The organism is Azomonas macrocytogenes (assembly GCF_014191985.1).
In the GTDB taxonomy this organism is placed as follows: Bacteria; Pseudomonadota; Gammaproteobacteria; order Pseudomonadales; family Pseudomonadaceae; genus Azomonas; species Azomonas macrocytogenes.
Genome location: NZ_JACHXI010000007.1, coordinates 35,819 through 52,135 on the forward strand (window position 1 = coordinate 35,819; position 16,317 = coordinate 52,135).

Here is a 16,317-nt window from a genome sequence, read left to right on the forward strand (position 1 = left end):
TGGCTCCGAAAAAGCTGCGAATCATAGAGCCTGACGGTCAACCCAGGAACAGTTTATAAGCTGGATTCTCGCTTTCATCCCAGTAGCGGTAGCCGATTTTCGTCAGTGCAGCCGTTACCAGATGACGTTCGTCGAGCGGAACTTGCAGGCCGGCGACCACCCGGCCGTCGGCCGCGCCATGGTTGCGATAATGGAACATGGAGATGTTCCAGCGTCCGCCGAGCTTATCGAGAAAGTTGAACAGCGCACCGGGACGCTCGGGGAATTCGAAACGCAGCACCATCTCGTCGCTGACACCCGTGGCATGCCCGCCAACCATATGCCGCAGGTGCAGCTTGGCCAGCTCATTGTCGGTCAGGTCGAGCACCGGGAAGCCTTTACCGCGCAGGTTTTCCAGCAGTGCCGCACGCGGGTCCAGCTCGGGATGGGTCTGGATGCCGACGAAGATATGCGCTTCGCTGCCGGTGCCGTAGCGGTAGTTGAACTCGGTGATCTGCCGCTTGCCGAGAGCTTCGCAGAAGGACTTGAAGCTACCCGGCTGCTCGGGAATGGTCACGGCGATGATCGCCTCGCGTTGCTCGCCCAGTTCGGCCCGCTCCGCTACATGGCGCAGGCGGTCGAAATTGATGTTGGCGCCGGAATCGATGGCTACCAGCACTTGCCCGCTCACTGCTTCGCGTTCCACATATTTCTTGATTCCGGCCACCGCCAGCGCTCCGGCCGGTTCGGTGATCGAGCGGGTATCGTCGTAGATATCCTTGATCGCTGCGCAGATCTCATCTGTATTGACCGTGACCACTTCGTCGACATAACGCCGACAGAGCTCGAAGGTGTGCTGGCCGATCTGGGCCACGGCGACGCCATCGGCGAACAGGCCGACCTGTCCCAGCACCACACGCTCGCCAGCGGCCATGGCTGCCTGCAGGCAGTTCGAATCGTCGGGTTCGACACCGATCACCTTGATTTCCGGGCGCAGGTATTTGATATAGGCAGCAATCCCGGCGACCAGCCCACCACCGCCCACCGGGACGAAGATGGCGTCCATGCGGCCCTGATGTTGGCGAAGAATTTCCATCGCCACGGTACCCTGGCCGGCAATGACGTCGGGATCGTCATAGGGGGGAATGTAGGTAAGCCCCTTTTCCTCGGCCAGCTTGAGCGCATGCGCCAGCGCATCGGGAAAGGCATCGCCGTGCAACACAGCCTTGCCGCCCCGGGCACGCACGCCCTGCACCTTCAACTCGGGCGTCGTGCGTGGCATCACGATGGTCGCTTTGATACCCAGCTGGCGCGCCGCCAGCGCCACACCCTGCGCATGGTTGCCGGCTGAAGCGGTGATCACGCCACGTGCCAGTTCTTCGGGCGAAAGCTGCGCCATCTTGTTGTAGGCACCGCGCACCTTGAAGGAGAACACCGGTTGCAGGTCTTCGCGTTTGAGCAGGATTCGGTTACCGAGGCGCTCGGATAGCTGCCGGGCAGGTTGCAGAGGCGTTTCTACGGCTACGTCGTAGACGCGGGAAGTGAGGATCTTCTTGACGTATTGTTCGAGCATCGGCGGAGTCTGACAGGCTGGCGAGCGGAACCGCCGAGTGTACTCTGCATGGCGTACGCCGGCCAGAAAGCGCGGTACGGACGCAATCGACGGTCTTTGTGCGCAGACATGCCTGGCGTCGACGGGGCTATAATCTGCGGCCCGAATTTCCTGACCGGAATAGCCCATGAACCAGGATCAGCTCAAGCAGGCAGTGGCGCAGGCCGCCATCGACCATATCCTTCCGCAGCTCACCGCCAAGAGCATTGTCGGCGTCGGCACCGGCTCCACCGCCAACTTCTTCATCGACGCGCTGGCCAGGTACAAAATGGACTTCGACGGTGCCGTGGCCAGTTCCGAGGCGACCGCCGCACGCCTGCAGCAGCATGGCATTCCGGTATACGACCTGAATTCGGTAGCCGAGCTGGAGTTCTACGTGGATGGTGCCGACGAAGCCAACGCGAACCTCGAACTGATCAAAGGTGGTGGCGCTGCGCTGACGCGCGAGAAAATCGTTGCGGCAGTGGCGCAGACTTTCATCTGCATCGCCGACGAGAGCAAGCTGGTGCCGCAGCTCGGGGAGTTCCCGCTGCCAGTCGAGGTTATTCCGATGGCGCGCAGCCATGTGGCCCGCAAGCTGGTCGCTCTGGAAGGCGATCCGGTTTATCGTGAAGGTGTGCTCACCGATAACGGCAACGTTATCCTCGATGTCTACAATCTCGACATCCGCAACGCTCGCGAGCTGGAAGAGAAAATCAACAATATCGTCGGTGTGGTCAGCAACGGCCTGTTCGCCGCTCGGCCAGCCAACCTGCTGTTGCTCGGCACGGCCGCGGGGGTGAAAACGCTGAAGCGCTAATCGCTGTTTTGCCCGGTCTTTTTGAATACGTAGAACAGGTTCGGCTCGCTGACGATATACAGCGAGCCTTCCTCGTCTATCGTCAGTCCTTCGGCCTGTGGCACGCTGTAGCGCAGGCCATGCTGCCCACCGCTCAACGACAGGGTGCTGACTGGTCGGTTCTTTGCGTCCAGCTCCAGTACCAGCCGTGATTCGTCGGAAAGTACCAGCAAGTGGCCACTACCCTGGTCGTAACTCAGGCTGGATAGGTCACGGACGAAGAGGCGAGCATCACGCCGGCGGTTTTCGTTCACATGGACGAAACGAGCCTTGGACGTCGGGCTGAACGGAAAACCGTCGATTTCATAGATGCGCACCGGATCTCGTTCCTTGCCGACGAACAGACGCTGTCGTACGCGATCATAGCCGAGCGCTTCGAAACCCTTGTTGCTGCCATCGTTGTCGATACCCAAGGTGATTTGCTGCAAATGGCTGGCATCGATACTGCGGGTGTCGTCGTCCAGCGTTACCCTGAGCAGCCGTTGCTCGCGCTCATTGGCAACCACATAGACACCCGGAGCGATGTATTCGATGGCTTCGCAATCGCTGAAGCCGACCAGTTCGATGCTGCGCAGCAGGCGCCCGTCGAGCGCTAGTTCAACTATACGCGGCTGGCCGTTGGTTATGGCGAACAGGCTTTTGCGGTCAGGGTCGTAGGTCAACGCCGAGAGATTTTCGTCGATCCCCTCGATCTTGCGCCCTTCCACCACTACCCGGTAATCCGGCAGCCAGAGCGAACGGGCCTGCCAATCGTCGGCATGCCGCCATTCGCGCAGGTTGAACCAGGCACGCTCGAACAGACGGGACTTCTGAGCCGTGATCGTGATGGAGAGCAGGACACCCAGTAATACGAACACTGCCAGAGAGGATTTGAGATTGAAGGCGAAACGCATGGATAGGCACTCCAATAGGGATGATGGAGCAAAGATGCCATCAACAAGATTAAGCCGAACTTAATGCTGGCTGGTCAGCAATCAAAAAGGCCGAATGCAGAGTGTTGGCGCGGCTCGCCAGGAGCGACCGCGCCAAACGGAGAGAGTCAGAGCACCTGACTGTCGAAGCGGGATTGCCCGACCAGTTCCAGTACCAGTTTCTCGCCCGAATTCAATGGGCCGACGCCGGCTGGCGTTCCGGTGGAAATCACATCACCTGGTTGCAGGCTGAAATGCCCGGCGATATGCCGGATCAGCGGCAGGATCGGATAGAGCATATCGCGGCTGTTGCCATCCTGGCGTACCTGGCCATCGATGAGCAGGCGGATGCCGATGTCGGACAGGTTCTGGAAAGTATCGCCGGGAATGAACGGCGCCAGTACGAAGGCGCCATCGAACGCTTTCGCCAGCTCCCACGGGTAGCCCTTTTCCTTGAGTCTGGCCTGCACGTCGCGCAGGGTCAGGTCCAGGGCCGGCGCGAAACCGGAGATGGCATCGAGAATTTCTTCCTCGCTGGGCTCGCGCGACAGTGGTTTGCCGATCAGCACGGCAATTTCGGCCTCGTAATGCACCGAACCGCGCCCGGCCGGGATGGCGAATCCACCTTCCAGCGGAACGACGCAGCTGCCAGGCTTGATGAACAGAATAGGCTCGCTCGGTACCGGGTTGTTCAGCTCTTTGGCGTGCTCGGCGTAGTTGCGGCCAACGCAGACCACTTTGCCTAGTGGGTAGTGGATCCGGGTACCGTCGCTGTACTGGTGCTGGTAGCTCATTGCAGGCTCCTGGGTTGGCGGAAGCTGGTTGCCAGCCCGTTGTCGGGTCTTGCCGGCTACCGGCTTTCTTGTGAAAAGCCGACCATTTCCGCAGGGTTCTGTTTTCAGACGAAGATCTTGCCGGGGTTCATGATGCCATTCGGGTCGAATACTGCCTTGATTGCTTTCATACAGGCGATTTCAGCCGCTGAACGACTGTAGCCCAGATAGTCTCGCTTGGTCATGCCGACACCGTGTTCGGCGGAAATCGAACCGTTATAACGCTCGACGGTTTCGAACACCCACTTGTTGACGGTGGCGCACCTGGCGAAGAATTCGTCTCTGGACAGGTTGTCCGGCTTGAGGATGTTCAGGTGCAAGTTGCCATCGCCGATATGGCCGTACCAGAGCACCTCGAAGTCCGGGTAGTTCGCCGCGACGATGGCGTCGAGCTCCTTGAGGAAGGCCGGCACGCGGGAAACGGTGACCGAGATATCGTTCTTGTACGGGGTGAACGGGGCGATGGTCTCGGAAATATCCTCGCGCAGACGCCAGAGGTTTTTCAGTTGCTGCTCGCTCTGGCTGATCACGCCGTCGAGCACCCAGCCCTGTTCGACACAATGCTCGAACAGCTCCAGTGCGGCATTGGCGACTTCCTCGCTGAGTGCCTCGAATTCCAGCAGGGCATAGAAGGGGCAATGGCTTTCGAAGGGCGCCGGGATGTCGCCGCGGGCGAGGATCTTGTCCAGGCAGCGGTCGGAGAAGAACTCGAAGGCGGTCAGGTCCAGCCTGTTCTGGAACGCGTGCAGGGTTGGCATCAGCGCATCGAAATCGGGCAGGCCGAGAACCATGGCGGTCAGGTTCTTCGGCTGGCGCTCCAGGCGCATGGTTGCTTCGACGACGAAGCCCAGCGTACCTTCGGCACCGATGAACAGCTGGCGCAGGTCGTAGCCGGTGGCATTCTTGATCAGGCCCTTGTTCAGCTCCAGCAACTCACCGGCCCCGGTAATCACTTTCAGGCCGGCCACCCAGTTGCGCGTCATGCCGTAGCGGATCACCTTGATGCCACCGGCGTTGGTGCCGATGTTGCCGCCGATCTGGCTGGAACCGGCAGAAGCGAAATCCACCGGATAGTACAAGCGCTTTTCTTCGGCGAAATTTTGCAGTTGCTCGGTGACCACGCCCGGTTGGCAGGTCACGCTGCGATCGACTTCATCGAACGCGAGGATGCGGTTCATGTAGTCGAAGGCCACCACGACTTCACCATGGGCTGCCACCGCTGCTGCCGACAACCCGGTACGGCCGCCCGATGGCACCAAGGCAACCTTGTGCTGGTTGGCCCAGCGCACCACGGCCTGGACTTCTTCTATGCTCTTGGGGAAGACGATGGCCGCAGGGGCCGGAGCGAACTGCCTGGTCCAGTCCTTGCCGTAGGTGTTCAGCGAATCGGCGTCGGTCAGCACCTTGCCGGGTTCGACCAGGGTTTTCAGTTCGTCGATCAGGACGGCGTCGATCATGGCGGTAACTCTCGTTCGGTTCATGATCACCCTGAAGGCCCTTCAACCGGGGCCAGGGTGATTCGCAGGAGCCGTATGCTAGCATACGGCCTTTCGCAACGTGCCTCGGCAGCTCCCGAACCGCCCGTCTTCCGCGCGTTTCCAGACGCTTTCCTGTTGCTGGCGCCCAGTCCTTCTCTTTGGTTCACAAGGTTCGATCCCAGATGAGCAAGACCTCCCCCGACAAGAGCAAAACCTCCCTCGACAAGAGCAAGATCCGCTTTCTTCTTCTCGAAGGCGTCCACCAGACGGCCGTGGATACCATCAAGGCCTCTGGCTATACCAATATCGAGTACATTGCCAGCTCGATCCCGGATGCCGAATTGAAGGAAAAGATCGCTGACGCGCATTTTGTCGGCATTCGTTCGCGCACCCAGCTTACTGAAGAGGTCTTCGAGGCAGCCCGCAAGCTGATTGCAGTCGGCTGCTTCTGCATCGGCACCAACCAGGTCGACCTGGATGCGGCGCGCTTGCGCGGCATCCCGGTGTTCAACGCGCCTTATTCCAATACCCGTTCGGTAGCCGAACTGGTCCTGGCCGAAGCCATCCTGCTGCTGCGCGGGATCCCCGAGAAGAATGCTATCAGCCATCGCGGCGGTTGGCTCAAGACGGCGACCAACTCTTATGAGATCCGCGGCAAGAAGCTCGGCATCATTGGCTACGGCTCCATCGGTACCCAGTTATCCGTACTGGCCGAGGGTCTGGGCATGCGGGTGTCCTTCTATGATGTGGTCACCAAGCTGCCACTAGGCAACGCTAGCCAGGTGGGCAATCTCTACGAACTGCTCGGCGAAAGCGATATCGTCACTTTGCATGTACCGGAAACCGCTGCCACCAAGTGGATGATCGGCGAGAAGGAAATCCGGGCCATGAAAAAAGGTGCCATCCTGATCAATGCCGCGCGTGGCACCGTGGTGGATATCGATGCTCTGGCTGCTGCCCTCAAGGACCAGCATCTGAACGGCGCTGCCATCGACGTGTTTCCGGTGGAGCCGCGTTCCAACAAGGATGAATTCGTCAGCCCGCTGCGCGGCCTCGACAACGTGATCCTGACTCCGCATGTGGGCGGCTCGACCATGGAAGCGCAGGCCAATATCGGTATGGAAGTGGCGGAAAAGCTGGTCAAGTACAGTGACAATGGCACGTCCGTATCTTCGGTCAACTTCCCGGAGGTCGCCTTGCCGTCTCACCCCGGCAAGCATCGCCTGCTGCATATCCATCGCAACATTCCAGGCGTGATGAGCGAAATCAATAAAATCTTCGCCGAAAATGACATCAACGTGTCAGGACAATATCTGCAGACCAACGAGAAAGTCGGCTACGTAGTGATTGACGTGGACGCGACTTACTCCGACCTGGCCCTGCACAAGCTGCAGCAAGTCAACGGTACCATCCGCAGCCGGGTCTTGTTCTAATCGATCATTCACCGGGTGTAATGATAAAGAGTGGCTGCGGCCGCTCTTTCATCATCTAACCCTGTGAATCGAAAGGCGAAAAAATACGATGCTTTTCATCGCCAGCGGCGAACCAAAAATGCCTGATGATGTCCTGAATGTTCTGTAAATGGTTTTCTTGCACGCCAGACAAGACCAATCAGGACATAACACATGGAAGCAGCAGTCGCGCAAAGTGCTTATTCAGCCATTATTCTGGTCACGGGCAATGAGCTGTTGAAGCAGCTATTTCAACGCTCCCTGGGTGATCAGGCCAGTCTTCGGCTAACTCTTGCCGATCCCTCCAGCGCCAAGCTACGGGATACCGATCTGTTATTTCTCGACGCCGCCCAGGGCACAATGGAACAGCTGTCGCTATTGATCGGCACGCTGCCGCCGGATGTTCCCGTTGCCCTGGTGAATGTCGAACCGGAACAAGCCGAGCAACTGGCCGAACAATATCCTGCAATCCGTGGCGTGTTCTATGGCAACGCCTCACCCAAGCAACTGTTGGCTGGTACGCGCACCTTGCTGGCTGGCGGTGACTGGCTGCCGCGTCGGTTGATGGAATATCTGCTCGCCCAGTGGCGGCGGGCGCAACAGCAACCGACCAATGCCAGGACCGCCCTGACCATGCGCGAGAGGGAGATTCTCGGCCTGGCGAGCAAGGGCCTGTCGAACGCCGAGATCGCCACCAAGCTGTCTCTCAGCCCGCACACAATCAAAAGCCATGTTCACAATCTGTTGCGCAAGATTGGCGCAGCCAATCGCGCCGAAGCGGCATTTCTGCTGCGTGATCGCTTGGACTGGCCGGGATCGTGCCGGGCCTGACCCTGCATTCGCCGGCGGGCACACCGCTCGCTTCAGCGAAAATGTCGACCTGGATCGTCTTCGTCCATTTGCAGGGAAAGGCCATCGAGCTTGTCGGCAGAATCGCCTGCGGCTTCCGGTCCTAGTTTGATGAGCAGGCGCAGATCGTTGGCCGAATCCGCATGCCGCAGGGCATCTTCGTAAGTAATCTCGCCCTGCCGGTAAAGCTCATACAACGCCTGGTCGAAGGTCTGCATGCCATGCTCGGTCGAGCGCGCCATCAAATCCTTGAGCTCATGCACCTTGGCCTTGCGGATAAGATCGGCGACCAAGGGCGTGTTGAGCAAAACCTCGATGGCGGCACGCCGACCCTTGCCATCCGGCGTGGGCACAAGCTGCTGGGCGACGATGGCCTTGAGGTTGAGTGACAGGTCCATCCATACCTGGTTGTGCCGGTCCGGCGGGAAGAAGTTGATGATCCGATCCAGGGCCTGGTTGGCGTTGTTGGCATGCAGGGTAGCCAGGCACAGATGCCCGGTCTCGGCGAACACCACGGCATGGTCCATGGTCTCCCGGGTACGCACCTCGCCGATCAGGATCACATCCGGTGCCTGGCGCAAGGTATTTTTCAAGGCCACTTCGAACGATTCGGTATCCAGCCCCACCTCGCGCTGGGTGACGATGCAACTGCGGTGTTGATGCAGGAACTCGATAGGATCTTCGATGGTGATGATGTGGCCGCTGCTGTTGCGGTTGCGATGGCCGACCATGGCGGCCAGCGATGTGGATTTACCCGTACCGGTGGCCCCGACGAACAGCACCAGGCCACGTTTGGTCATGGCAATGTCCTTGAGCACTTCAGGCAGGTGAAGATCCTCAAGGGTCGGGATGTTGACCTCGATCCGCCGCAGCACCATGGCGACCATGTTGCGCTGATAGAAAGCGCTGACCCGAAAGCGGCCGATGCCCCGCGCACTGATGGCGAAATTGCACTCGTGATTTTCGATGAATTCATGGCGCTGCCGGTCGTTCATCAAGCCCAGTACGGTTTCGCGGGTGATTTCAGGCGATAGTGGCGTCTTGTTCACTGGCACGACCTTGCCGTTGACCTTCAGCGACGGTGGAATCCCTGCCGTGATGAACAGGTCGGATGCCTTGTTCTCCACCATCAGGCGCAGCAGCTTATCGAACTCCACAAGTATTCTCCTCCCAAGGGTAATGGCGGTTGCCGAGAAAGCCTGGCCGCCGGCGGCGAAATCAGAAATTGTCCTGGATCTTGGCTTTTTCGCGGGCGCTTTCGCGACTGATGAGCCCCTTGCTCAACAAGGTCTTGAGGCACATGTCCAGCGTCTGCATGCCCAGCGAGCCGCCGGTCTGGATTGCCGAATACATCTGCGCGATCTTGTCCTCGCGGATCAGGTTGCGGATCGCCGGGGTGCCGATCATGATTTCGTGGGCTGCCACCCGGCCGCCGCCGATTTTCTTCAGCAGGGTCTGGGAAATCACTGCCTGCAGCGATTCCGAAAGCATCGAGCGGACCATGGATTTTTCCTCGGCGGGAAACACGTCCACGACCCGGTCGATGGTCTTGGCGGCCGAGGTGGTGTGCAGGGTGCCGAACACCAGGTGACCGGTTTCCGCTGCGGTCAGCGCCAGGCGGATGGTTTCCAGGTCGCGCATCTCGCCCACCAGGATGATGTCCGGGTCTTCCCGCAGGGCCGAGCGCAGGGCTTCGGCGAAGCCCAGGGTATCGCGATGCACTTCGCGCTGGTTGACCAGGCACTTTTTCGATTCGTGGACGAATTCGATGGGGTCCTCGATGGTGAGGATATGGTGGTACTTGTTGCTGTTGATGTAGTCGAGAATCGCCGCCAGAGTGGTCGACTTGCCCGAACCGGTCGGCCCGGTAACCAGTACCAGCCCGCGCGGCACGCTGCTGATGCGCCGGAACACCTCGCCCATGCCGAGCTCTTCCATGCTCAGCACCCGGGAGGGAATGGTCCGGAATACCGCACCGGCGCCACGGTTCTGGTTGAAGGCGTTGACCCGGAAACGCGCCACGCCAGGTACTTCGAAGGAAAAATCGGTTTCGAGCTGTTCCTCGTAATCCTTGCGCTGCTTGTCGTTCATGATGTCGTAGATCAGCGCATGCACCTGATTGTGTTCCATCGGCGGCAGATTGATCCGGCGCACATCGCCATCGACACGAATAAGCGGCGGCAGGCCAGCGGAAAGGTGTAGATCCGATGCCCCTTGCTTGGCGCTAAAGGCCAGCAGTTCGGTAATATCCATGGGACTCCCCAATTACAAGCAAGCAGGTAGAATGCCGCGCAGACCTTTGGTCCATACGGAAAGTCGTCGAGCGAAGGTCGGGCCGCAACCGGACGGCTGCGCGAGGTAGCGGAGTTCGCCATGAGCAAATAAGTAGCCTGGCCATCCTTGACACGGTATTGCCGAACACGAACGCTTTTCCTTCGTACAAACCCCGGGTGGCGGGACGGATCAATGTCCACAATAGCGGAAAACATTGCAAAGGTCGGTGTGCGCATCCGTGAAGCAGCGCAAGCTGCGGCACGAGATTCCGGCACGGTGAAACTGCTGGCGGTCAGCAAGACCCAGCCGGCAGGTTCCCTGCGTGATGCGTTTGCAGCCGGCGCGGCCGATTTTGGTGAGAACTACCTGCAGGAAGCGCTCGACAAGCAAGCCGAACTCGCCGATCTGGCGATCACCTGGCATTTCATCGGCCCGATCCAGTCGAACAAGACCCGATCAATCGCCGAGCACTTCGCCTGGGTGCATTCGGTGGATCGCCTGAAGATCGCTGAGCGCTTGTCCGCGCAGCGGCCGGCGCACCTGCCGCCGCTGAATGTCTGCCTGCAGGTCAATGTCAGCGGCGAGGACAGTAAGTCCGGCTGCGCGGCAGAAGCAGCACCTGCATTGGCGCGTGCCATTGCCGCCTTGCCCAACCTACATCTGCGTGGGTTGATGACCATTCCCGCACCGAGCGACGATCCGGCCGAACAGCGCGCCGCCTTCGCCCGGCTACGTACTCTCTATGAACGACTGGGCGCCGAACTGCCGCTCGATACGCTCTCCATGGGCATGAGCCAGGATCTGGAAGCCGCTGTCGCCGAGGACGCCACCTGGGTGCGCATCGGCACTGCCCTGTTCGGTGAGCGCCATTACCCTTAAAGGAATCCACACAATGAGCAATCCTCGCATCGCTTTCGTCGGTGCAGGCAACATGACTGCCAGCCTGATCGGCGGCCTGCGTGCGCAAGGTGTCGCGGCGGATGCCATCCGCGCCAGCAATCGCAGCACCGAGAAGCTTGAACGGCTCGCCAGCGAGCATGGTATCGCCACCTTTACCGACAACGCCGAAGCCGTGGCCGGCGCCGATATCGTGGTGCTGGCGGTAAAACCGCAGGTCATGCAAGCCGTCTGCCGGGAATTGGCCGCGCAGTTGCCCGATCAGACGCTGATCGTTTCCATCGCCGCCGGCATCACTTGCGCCAGTCTGCAACGCTGGCTCGGCGCCGGTACGGCGGCCCGAGCCATCGTGCGCTGCATGCCCAATACCCCTTCGCTGCTGCGCCAGGGGGTGAGTGGCCTGTACGCCAATGCGCAGGTCAATGCCGAGCAGCGCCGGCAGGCCGAGCAGTTATTGTCAGCGGTCGGCCTGGCTCTCTGGCTGGACGCGGAACAACAGCTCGATGCCGTTACCGCCGTTTCCGGTAGTGGCCCGGCCTATTTCTTCCTGCTGTTGGAGGCCATGACCGCTGCCGGCGAGCGCCTTGGCCTGCCCCGCGAAACTGCTGCCCTGCTGGCGCGCCAGACTGCCCTGGGCGCGGCGCGCATGGCCTGCGAGAGCGCGCTCGAAGCCAGTGAACTGCGCCGCCGCGTCACTTCGCCGAACGGGACTACCGAAGCGGCAATCAAAACCTTCCAGGCCGGTGGCTTCGAGCCGCTGGTACAGCAAGCACTATCCGCTGCCGCGGCACGCTCGGCCGAACTTGCCGAGCAACTGAGTAAATGACAAGGAGATATTGATGATCGGATTAGACAGTGCAGGCATTCTCATCCTGCAGACGCTGGGTAGCCTGTATTTGTTGATCGTGCTGTTGCGCTTCATTCTGCAATTGGTGCGTGCGGACTTCTACAATCCCTTGAGCCAATTCATTGTGCACGCCACCCATCCCCTGCTGCGTCCGCTGCGCCGGATCATCCCGAGCATAGGTGGCCTCGACCTGGCCTCGTTGATCCTGGCGCTACTGGTCCAGATGCTGCTGATGGCCCTGCTGCTGCTGCTGGCCTACGGTAGCACCGGCAATCCAGTGAGCCTGTTGATCTGGGCCATTATCGGCGTGACCGGGCTGTTTTTGAAAATCTTCTATTTCACCCTGATCGTCAGTGTGATCCTTTCCTGGGTTGCCCCACACACCCATAACTCGGCGGCGCTGTTGATTAACCAGATTTGCGAGCCGGTACTGATGCCCTTCCGCCGTCTGCTGCCGAGCATGGGTGGGCTGGATATTTCGCCAATCTTCGCCTTTCTCGCGTTGCAGTTGCTGGAAATGCTGGTAATCAACAACCTGGCTATCATGAGTCATATGCCGGAACTGCTGCGTCGGCTTATCTGAGCGAAAGCTCACTTTTAGGTTCTTGCCCGCTTGCCTGACCCTGTCTGGACAAGCGGGCAGGGCCGTTCGCTGCAATAAACAATCAAGTAAATACTTAAATAAAGTAGAATTTACCGCCTTCTTTTCCCTTCGAGCAGGATCGATGCCCACTGCCATTGCCGCCGACTCTGTCGGTCTGGTGAGCCCCAGGGTCGCGCAGTTCACAGCGCCTCTGGAACTTGCCTGCGGCCGCACGCTTACCGACTACCAACTGATTTACGAGACCTATGGAACACTGAACCCGGAACGCAGTAATGCGGTACTGATCTGCCATGCCCTATCCGGTCACCATCATGCTGCCGGCTACCATAGCCTGGACGAGCGCAAGCCCGGTTGGTGGGATAGCTGTATCGGCCCCGGCAAGCCGATTGACACCAGCCGTTTCTTCGTCGTCAGCTTGAACAACCTGGGAGGTTGCAACGGTTCCACCGGGCCGAACACTGTGGACCCAGCGACCGGCAAGCCCTACGGCGCTGATTTTCCCATGGTCACTGTCGAGGATTGGGTGAACAGCCAGGCGCGTCTGGCCGACCGGCTGGGTATCGAGCAATGGGCTGCAGTGATCGGTGGCAGCCTCGGCGGCATGCAGGCGTTGCACTGGAGCATCGGTTATCCCGAGCGTATCCGTCACTGTCTGGCGATCGCCAGCGCTCCACGCTTGTCGGCTCAGAACATTGCCTTCAACGAAGTGGCGCGCCAGGCGATCCTGTCCGACACCGACTATCCGGAAGGTATCCCCAAGCGGGGCCTGATGCTGGCACGGATGGTCGGTCATATCACCTACCTGTCCGACGACGCCATGGGAACCAAATTCGGCCGCGATCTGAAGAACGACAAGCTCAACTATGACTTCAACAGTGTGGAATTCCAGGTCGAAAGCTACCTGCGCTATCAGGGTGAAGAGTTTTCCGGGCGCTTCGACGCCAATACCTACCTGTTGATGACCAAGGCGCTGGACTATTTCGAACTGGGCGACCTGGCCAAGGCCAGCGCCGACTTCTGCCTGATGTCGTTCACTACCGACTGGCGTTTTTCCCCGGCCCGTTCGCGGGAAATCGTCCAGGCGCTGGTGGCTGCGCGCAAGAACGTCAGCTATGTCGAGATCGACGCACCGCAAGGCCACGATGCCTTTCTGCTACCGATTCCGCGCTACTTGCAGGCGCTCCACAATTACCTGAAGCGGATCGAGGTGTGAGCATGCGTGCCGATCTGGACATCATCCAGGAATGGATCAGGCCCGGTAGCCGGGTGCTCGACCTCGGTTGTGGCAATGGCGACCTGCTGGAATGGCTGCGCGAGCACAAACAGGTGAGCGGCTACGGGCTGGAAATCGACCCGGACAATATTGCCCGCTGTATCGAGCGTGGCGTGAACGTTATCGAGCAGGATCTGGACAAGGGGCTCGGCAACTTCGCCAGCGACAGTTTCGATGTGGTAATCATGACCCAGGCGCTGCAGGCAGTACATTATCCTGACCAGCTACTCAAGGAAATGCTGCGGGTCGGCCGCGAATGCATCATTACCTTTCCCAACTTCGGCCACTGGCGCTGCCGCTGGTACCTGGCCAGCAAGGGCCGCATGCCGGTCTCGGAATTCCTGCCCTATACTTGGTATAGCACGCCGAATATCCACTTCTGCACGTTCGAAGATTTCGAGAATCTCTGCCGTGAGCTGCATATCGAGGTCAAGAAGCGGCTGGCCGTGGATCACAAGCACCGCCACGGACCGGCCAGCCGTCTATGGCCGAATATGTTCGGTGAAATCGGCATCTATCGTATCGCCGGCGCTGCAAAGCAGCGCTGAATGACTACCCGACCAGGAGGCTTCAGATGCAGCCAATCACCGAGCTGGTGCTGGCCAGCCATAACGCCGGCAAGCTGAAGGAGCTCCAGGCCATGCTGGGCAAGGATATCCGTGTCCGGCCGGTCAGCGATTTCAGTGCCATCGAACCGGAAGAAACCGGTTTGTCCTTTATCGAGAACGCCATCCTCAAGGCTCGGCATGCCGCTCGCGTCTCCGGCCTGCCAGCATTGGCCGACGACTCCGGCCTGGCAGTGGCTGCGCTGGGCGGTGCGCCCGGCATCTACTCGGCGCGCTATGCCGATGGCCAGGGTGATGCAGCGAACAACGCCAAACTGCTTGCCGCGCTACAGGGTCTGCCGGATGCCGAACGCGATGCGCAATTCGTCTGCACGCTGGCTTTGTTGCGGCATGCCGAAGATCCGCTGCCGATTCTTTGCGAAGGACTCTGGCATGGCCGCATCCTGCATGCTCCGCGCGGTGAGCAGGGTTTCGGCTACGATCCATTGTTCTGGGTTCCCGAGCGCGATTGTTCCAGCGCCGAACTGCCGGCAGCGGAAAAGAACCGGATCAGTCATCGGGCAAAAGCGATGGAAATACTCAGAAGGCGGCTGGGAATTGCATGAACGCTGCCGAAGGTTCGGGACTGCCCGCTGGACGAAAAGGCAACACCCTCGTCCTGTCCGCTTCCGGCAAGAACCCCCTCGGCAGTTTGCCGCCCCTGGCGGCCTATATCCATATTCCCTGGTGCATTCGCAAATGCCCTTACTGTGATTTCAACTCACATACGGCGGGCAGCGTCTTGCCGGAAGCCGATTATGTAGCGGCATTGCTGGCGGATCTGCAGGCGGATCTGCAGCATGTGCAGGGACGGCGGCTGGGGTCGGTGTTCTTTGGCGGTGGTACGCCCAGCCTGTTTTCCGCCGGGGCGCTGGAGCGGATTCTGGACGGGCTCGAACGCCAGGTCGGGTTTGCCGACGCTGTCGAAATCACCCTGGAGGCCAATCCGGGGACATTCGAACAGGCCAGGTTCCGCGACTATCGCAGCCTTGGTATCAATCGCCTGTCCATCGGCGTGCAAAGCTTTCAGGCCGCCAAGCTCGCGGCGCTCGGGCGCATCCATGATGGTGGGGAAGCCGTGCGTGCGGCTGGTATGGCGCGTGCTGCCGGCTTCGAAAACTTCAATCTGGACTTGATGCACGGCTTGCCCGGACAGACCTTGGACGATGCGTTGAGCGATCTGCACACTGCCATCGCTCAGCAGCCGACGCACCTGTCCTGGTATCAACTGACTCTGGAACCGAATACGGTGTTCTGGAGCCAGCCACCCATCCTGCCCGAAGACGATACGCTCTGGGATATCCAGGAGGCTGGCCAGAAACTGCTGGCCGAACACGGCTATCGCCAGTACGAGACTTCGGCCTATAGCCAGCCTGGTCGTCAGGCACGGCATAACCTGAACTACTGGACCTTCGGTGACTTTCTCGGCCTCGGCGCAGGTGCCCACGCCAAATTGAGTACGCCGGATGGGCGCATCGTGCGGACCTGGAAGGTGCGGCAGCCGAAGGACTATCTGAACCCGGCCAAGCCATTCCAGGCCGGAGAAAAGCGGCTGGAAGCGCTCGATCTGCCCTTCGAATTCCTGATGAACGCGCTGCGCCTGACGGCAGGCGTACCCGCGATATTGTTCAGCCAGCGCACGGGCCTGCCGCTGCAACAGCTTGCTGAACACCGCCAGGCTGCCGAGGCACGCGGATTGCTGGAAAGCGACCCGCAACGCCTGATCGCCACACCCAGGGGGCAGCTGTTTCTCAACGACTTGTTACAGCTGTTTTTGCCTTAATTGTCAGGTTGTAAGAAATTCACTATTCATTCGATAAGATATTGAAAATAAATTGCGGAATAAATGTAAGGTTCCACTCGAAT

At 59.8% G+C, this 16,317-nt stretch carries 16 protein-coding genes; 10 read left to right on the plus strand and 6 right to left on the minus strand.

Translation table 11 applies throughout. The features are described from left to right. Window positions 1–37 precede the first annotated feature (37 nt). Window positions 38–1,552 carry a threonine ammonia-lyase, biosynthetic gene (ilvA, locus tag FHR87_RS08790; RefSeq protein ID WP_183166351.1) on the minus strand — a complete coding sequence of 505 codons (1,515 nt, stop codon included), beginning with the start codon at window positions 1,550–1,552 and terminating at the stop codon, window positions 38–40. A gap of 166 nt (window positions 1,553–1,718) precedes the next feature. Between ilvA and rpiA the strand changes: the two genes are divergently transcribed. Then, complete coding sequence (gene rpiA / locus FHR87_RS08795; protein WP_183166352.1) at window positions 1,719–2,390, plus strand: ribose-5-phosphate isomerase RpiA; 672 nt, start codon at window positions 1,719–1,721, stop codon at window positions 2,388–2,390. On the opposite strand, the gene FHR87_RS08800 is transcribed toward rpiA, so the two are convergent. The 3 genes from FHR87_RS08800 to FHR87_RS08810 all read right to left on the minus strand — a co-directional run bounded on the left by FHR87_RS08800 (window position 2,387) and on the right by FHR87_RS08810 (window position 5,630). Next, window positions 2,387–3,322: an SdiA-regulated domain-containing protein gene (locus FHR87_RS08800; RefSeq protein ID WP_183166353.1), complete on the minus strand. Its 936-nt coding sequence runs from the start codon at window positions 3,320–3,322 to the stop codon at window positions 2,387–2,389. The two genes, rpiA and FHR87_RS08800, sit on opposite strands and share 4 nt — an antisense overlap. A 146-nt stretch (window positions 3,323–3,468) precedes the next feature. Then, entirely contained in the window at window positions 3,469–4,134 is a 666-nt protein-coding gene (locus FHR87_RS08805) for a fumarylacetoacetate hydrolase family protein (RefSeq protein WP_183166354.1), read from the minus strand. 104 nt (window positions 4,135–4,238) lie between these two features. Continuing rightward, complete coding sequence (locus tag FHR87_RS08810; RefSeq protein ID WP_183166355.1) at window positions 4,239–5,630, minus strand: FAD-binding oxidoreductase; 1,392 nt, start codon at window positions 5,628–5,630, stop codon at window positions 4,239–4,241. A gap of 203 nt (window positions 5,631–5,833) precedes the next feature. Between FHR87_RS08810 and serA the strand changes: the two genes are divergently transcribed. Together serA and FHR87_RS08820 are read left to right on the plus strand one after the other, a co-directional pair. Then, window positions 5,834–7,084, plus strand: a complete 1,251-nt coding sequence (gene serA / locus FHR87_RS08815) for a phosphoglycerate dehydrogenase (protein ID WP_183166356.1) — start codon at window positions 5,834–5,836, stop codon at window positions 7,082–7,084. Between the two features lie 192 nt (window positions 7,085–7,276). Next, window positions 7,277–7,933 carry a helix-turn-helix transcriptional regulator gene (locus FHR87_RS08820; protein WP_183166357.1) on the plus strand — a complete coding sequence of 219 codons (657 nt, stop codon included), beginning with the start codon at window positions 7,277–7,279 and terminating at the stop codon, window positions 7,931–7,933. 32 nt (window positions 7,934–7,965) lie between these two features. Here the strand turns inward: FHR87_RS08820 and FHR87_RS08825 are convergent, their stop codons facing one another. After that, complete coding sequence (locus tag FHR87_RS08825) at window positions 7,966–9,108, minus strand: PilT/PilU family type 4a pilus ATPase (RefSeq protein ID WP_183166358.1); 1,143 nt, start codon at window positions 9,106–9,108, stop codon at window positions 7,966–7,968. A gap of 61 nt (window positions 9,109–9,169) precedes the next feature. Further along, window positions 9,170–10,204, minus strand: a complete 1,035-nt coding sequence (locus FHR87_RS08830) for a type IV pilus twitching motility protein PilT (RefSeq protein ID WP_183166359.1) — start codon at window positions 10,202–10,204, stop codon at window positions 9,170–9,172. A 213-nt stretch (window positions 10,205–10,417) separates the two neighbouring features. Here FHR87_RS08830 and FHR87_RS08835 point away from each other — a divergent pair, with 213 nt between their 5' ends. From FHR87_RS08835 to hemW, 7 genes are all read left to right on the plus strand, one after another. Next, window positions 10,418–11,104 carry a YggS family pyridoxal phosphate-dependent enzyme gene (locus tag FHR87_RS08835; protein WP_183166360.1) on the plus strand — a complete coding sequence of 229 codons (687 nt, stop codon included), beginning with the start codon at window positions 10,418–10,420 and terminating at the stop codon, window positions 11,102–11,104. A gap of 13 nt (window positions 11,105–11,117) precedes the next feature. After that, the gene (proC, locus tag FHR87_RS08840) at window positions 11,118–11,948 is read left to right on the plus strand and encodes a pyrroline-5-carboxylate reductase (protein WP_183166361.1); all 831 of its coding nucleotides are present in this window, start codon (window positions 11,118–11,120) and stop codon (window positions 11,946–11,948) included. 13 nt (window positions 11,949–11,961) lie between these two features. Continuing rightward, window positions 11,962–12,552 (plus strand): YggT family protein, encoded by a 591-nt coding sequence (locus FHR87_RS08845; protein ID WP_183166362.1) that lies wholly within the window; start codon window positions 11,962–11,964, stop codon window positions 12,550–12,552. Between the two features lie 142 nt (window positions 12,553–12,694). Further along, window positions 12,695–13,786 (plus strand): homoserine O-succinyltransferase MetX, encoded by a 1,092-nt coding sequence (gene metX, locus FHR87_RS08850; RefSeq protein WP_183166363.1) that lies wholly within the window; start codon window positions 12,695–12,697, stop codon window positions 13,784–13,786. A gap of 2 nt (window positions 13,787–13,788) precedes the next feature. Beyond that, a complete protein-coding gene (gene metW, locus FHR87_RS08855) occupies window positions 13,789–14,394 on the plus strand; it encodes a methionine biosynthesis protein MetW (RefSeq protein WP_183166364.1) in 606 nt (201 codons plus the stop codon). Window positions 14,395–14,420: 26 nt separating this feature from the next. After that, window positions 14,421–15,017 carry an RdgB/HAM1 family non-canonical purine NTP pyrophosphatase gene (gene rdgB, locus FHR87_RS08860; RefSeq protein ID WP_183166365.1) on the plus strand — a complete coding sequence of 199 codons (597 nt, stop codon included), beginning with the start codon at window positions 14,421–14,423 and terminating at the stop codon, window positions 15,015–15,017. Further along, complete coding sequence (hemW, locus tag FHR87_RS08865; protein ID WP_183166366.1) at window positions 15,014–16,234, plus strand: radical SAM family heme chaperone HemW; 1,221 nt, start codon at window positions 15,014–15,016, stop codon at window positions 16,232–16,234. Before rdgB ends, hemW begins: the two co-directional genes overlap by 4 nt. Window positions 16,235–16,317: the final 83 nt, after the last annotated feature.